The organism is Halanaerobium sp. DL-01, from assembly GCF_003338615.1.
GTDB lineage: Bacteria > Bacillota > Halanaerobiia > Halanaerobiales > Halanaerobiaceae > QPJE01.
On the sequence record NZ_QPJN01000066.1, the window covers coordinates 1 to 3,691 of the forward strand.

A 3,691-nucleotide genomic window follows, 5' to 3' on the forward strand; every position below is an offset into this window, starting at 1 on the left:
TCACACCCGAATTGAGTTTTAGATAAATCTAAAAATTTCGTTGATGACTAAAGCCCCCTTTTTGCAGCTTGAAAATAAATTTTGGGGAAACTCCTGAAAATAAAAGTTTGATAAAATAAAATTTCTGTTATATAATACATTTAGATAGAATATAGATAATCAAACTTTAAAATTAAAAACTGGGGAGCCAAACTGGAGGCTGAGAGGATGAGAAATCATCGACCCATTGACCTGATCCTGATAATGCAGGCGTAGGCAGAAAAATAATGAGATTATAAAACCCTCCGGTTTGTTCCTCGCAAATCAGGAGGGTTTTTTATTATGGATAAAAAATTTACAACAAGAATGATGGCAGAAATTGGAGCTGCAGTTGCTCTAGCAGTAGTTTTAAATTTTCTTAAATTATGGCGGATGCCGCAGGGAGGATCTGTAAGTCTGGAAATGCTGCCTATTTTAATAATAGCTTTTCGCTGGGGTGCAGGTGCAGGTATGTTTAGTGGACTTGTATATGGATTATTACAGCTAATGTTTGGAGCTTATATAATTCATCCAGTACAATTGATTATGGATTATCCACTTCCATATATGATGCTCGGTACTGCCGGATTATTTTCAATTCGAGAGAATGACACAATTAAACCTCTGAAAATATTCTGGGCTGTTTTAGCGGCAGGCTTGTTAAGACTGCTGGTCCATATACTTTCAGGAGTAATATTTTTCAGCAGTTATGCACCTAAAGGACAGAATGTTTGGGTTTACTCTGCTGTGTATAATGGGTCATTTTTAATTCCTACGATAATTGTAACATATGTTGTAGTACTGATAGTAATGAAAACATTAGAAAAGAAATAGTAGAAAAAAGTTTATTACTTGATAATTGGCAAAAAATTGGGGGGTAATAATAAATGAAAAAATCACTAACAATTGCTGGTTCTGATTCAGGGGGAGGAGCAGGCATTCAGGCAGATTTAAAAACTATGACAGTTCATAAAATATATGGAGCTTCAGTTATTACTGCTCTGACAGCACAAAATACGCTGGGAGTACAGGGAATAAGTGTTGTGGATGCTGCTTTTGTCGAAAAACAATTTGATTCTGTTTTTAAGGATATAAAATTTGACTCTGCTAAGACAGGGATGCTTGCAGCAAAAGAAATAGTAGAACTAACTGCAGATAAGATAAAAGAATACGGACAGAAAAATCTGGTAGTTGACCCTGTAATGGTGGCAACAAGTGGGGATTTGCTTTTAGAAAAATCTGCAGTAAAAGCCTATAAAGAAAAATTATTTCCATTAGCCCGAGTTGTTACACCAAATTTAAATGAGGCAAAGGTATTATGTGATATGGATCTAAATTCAGAGGCAGATTTAGAAGCTATGGCAGAAGAAATTTATGGTTATGGGTCTGAATATGTACTTATTAAGGGCGGCCACAGAAATCAAAAAAATAGTGATTTGTTAGAAGCAAGAGATCTGCTTTATGATGGTAAAAACTTTATGAGTATAAATGGAGAATATATAGCAACAAATAACACTCATGGAACAGGTTGTACACTTTCTGCTGCTATAGCCAGTAATTTAGCTTTGGGATTTGGAGTAGAAAAAGCTATCAAAAAATCCAAAAAATATATTACTGATGCAATTAAAGCGGGTACAAAAGTTGGCTCTGGTAATAACCCTGTTAATCATTTTGCTTTATGGAGTGATATAAATTGAAAAAAATTGACTGGGATATCTATCTTTTAACAGAAGAAAGGCTATCTAATGGCAGAAGTACAGTTGAAGTAGTTAAAGAAGCTATCAGGGGAGGAATAGAAGTAATTCAGCTTAGAGAGAAGGCTCTCCCACTTAGAGAAAGATTTCAGCTTGGACTTAAAATTAAAGAGTTAACTCAAAAAGCTGATGTAGATTTAATAATAAATGATCGTGTAGATCTGGCCCTTGCACTTGATGCTGATGGAGTGCACCTTGGTCAGGATGATCTTCCTTTATCTAAAGCAAGAAAAATTATGGGTAAAGATAAAATAATAGGTATTTCTGCTTGTAGAGAAGAAGAAATTAGGGCAGCAGAAGCTGATGGAGCTGACTATATTGGTGTTGGAGCAGTATTTACTACCAGATCAAAAAAAGTAGAAAAAGAAAAAGACGGTATTGGCTGTTCTGCTATTAAAAAGATAAGTCAAAATAGCAATCTGCCAATTATAGCAATAGGAGGAATTAATAAAGATAACTGTCAGTCTGTTATTGCTGCAGGTGCAGATACCATTTCTGTTATATCTGCTCTAACACAGGCTGAAAACATTGCTTTAGAAGTTAAAGAATTTAAAGAAAAAATAAAGGCTGTCAAAAGAGGAGCTGTTTAAAATGCTTATTAAAGAACTTTATCAAAATTTTTATACTGAATCAAAAGAAATTCTTTCAGAAATCTCTGCCAGAAGGCCACTTATTCTTCAGATTACAAATGAGGTTACTATTAATGATTGTGCAAATATTACTTTAAACTGGGGAGCATTACCTGTAATGTCTGGAGGTAGTGTTGAAGATGCTCAGGAAATGCTTAACTCTGCAGCAGCTTTATTAATAAATACTGGTATTCTTAATGATAAAAATTTAGAAATAATGTTAAAATCAGCTGAAAGGGCAAATGAGCTTAACATTCCTGTTGTTTTAGATCCTGTAGGGGTTGGAGCTACCGATTTTCGCCTCATGACAGTCAAAAAATTACTTAAAAAAGTAGACTTTGCAGTTATCAAAGGTAATCAGAGTGAAATAGATGTACTGGGAGGTGGTAAAGCAGAAATGCTTGGTGTAGAATCGCTTTCCAGTGGAGATAGCTACAAGAAGTCTGCGTTAAAACTTGCTGCTGAACAAAATGCGATAATTGTTGCTACAGGTGCTGAAGATTTTATTGCTGATCAAAAAAATAATATAAGCTTTGCAAGAGGGGATAAAATGATGTCAGAGGTAGTCGGTACAGGCTGTATGCTGGGAAGTACTCTGGCTGTGTTTTCATCACTGATGGATAATGACCGGACAGAAAATTTTAAAAAAATTGTATCTGCTGTATTATTATATAATCTCTGTGCTGAAAAAGCTGCAGAGGCTGCTGCACCTGCGTATTTTAAGATTAAGTTTATGGATGGTATTTATAGGCTGCAGAAAAATAAAGATCTATTAAATAGTTTTGAAATTTATAACTAAATATATGGTTCTCACACAAAAAGGTTATTTGCGTCTCTAATTCATTTTTCGATCAAACTAAAATTCGTTTACAAGAGAAATAAAGACTTCCTAATCAAATGAGACATCCTGTATCAGGATTAGCTCAGCACATCATGTGCTGAGGTCTTATTTATCTTTCTAACTCATTAAGATTGATTAACGAAAAATGCCTAAAGTTCCGCAAATACCCTTTTTGTGGACACATCAATATGTTATATTAAAAGGAGTTTCCACAAAATTTATTTTCAAGCTGCAAAAAGGGGCTTTAGTCATCAACGAAATTTTTAGATTTATCTAAAACTCAATTCGGGTGTGAAATAGGGCACACTAATCAATGAGTCCTCCTGACTCATGATTAGCTCACTCCATCCTGCAGTTCAACCCTATTTCTTCCTTCATTTCGTTAAGATTCATTGACTAAAAATTTCAATATTCCTGCATCTCCCCTTTTTGCAGCAGTATATAAAAAA

4 protein-coding genes and 1 riboswitch are annotated in these 3,691 nt (G+C 34.5%); all 4 genes read left to right on the forward strand.

Annotated features, from left to right (window positions below; all coding sequences use genetic code 11):
- Window positions 1-170: 170 nt before the first annotated feature.
- Window positions 171-275: riboswitch (TPP riboswitch) on the forward strand.
- A gap of 46 nt (window positions 276-321) precedes the next feature.
- From thiT to thiM, 4 genes are read left to right on the forward strand one after another with little or no spacing between them, the layout of a single operon-like run.
- Complete coding sequence (thiT, locus tag DER71_RS11745; RefSeq protein ID WP_114457133.1) at window positions 322-852, forward strand: energy-coupled thiamine transporter ThiT; 531 nt, start codon at window positions 322-324, stop codon at window positions 850-852.
- Between the two features lie 53 nt (window positions 853-905).
- Window positions 906-1,715, forward strand: coding sequence for a bifunctional hydroxymethylpyrimidine kinase/phosphomethylpyrimidine kinase (gene thiD, locus DER71_RS11750; RefSeq protein WP_114457132.1), 810 nt, complete (start codon window positions 906-908; stop codon window positions 1,713-1,715).
- Window positions 1,712-2,362 carry a thiamine phosphate synthase gene (thiE, locus tag DER71_RS11755; protein ID WP_114457131.1) on the forward strand — a complete coding sequence of 217 codons (651 nt, stop codon included), beginning with the start codon at window positions 1,712-1,714 and terminating at the stop codon, window positions 2,360-2,362. The genes thiD and thiE overlap by 4 nt, the downstream gene beginning before the upstream one ends.
- A 1-nt stretch (window position 2,363) precedes the next feature.
- The gene (gene thiM, locus DER71_RS11760) at window positions 2,364-3,200 is read left to right on the forward strand and encodes a hydroxyethylthiazole kinase (protein ID WP_114457130.1); all 837 of its coding nucleotides are present in this window, start codon (window positions 2,364-2,366) and stop codon (window positions 3,198-3,200) included.
- Window positions 3,201-3,691: the final 491 nt, after the last annotated feature.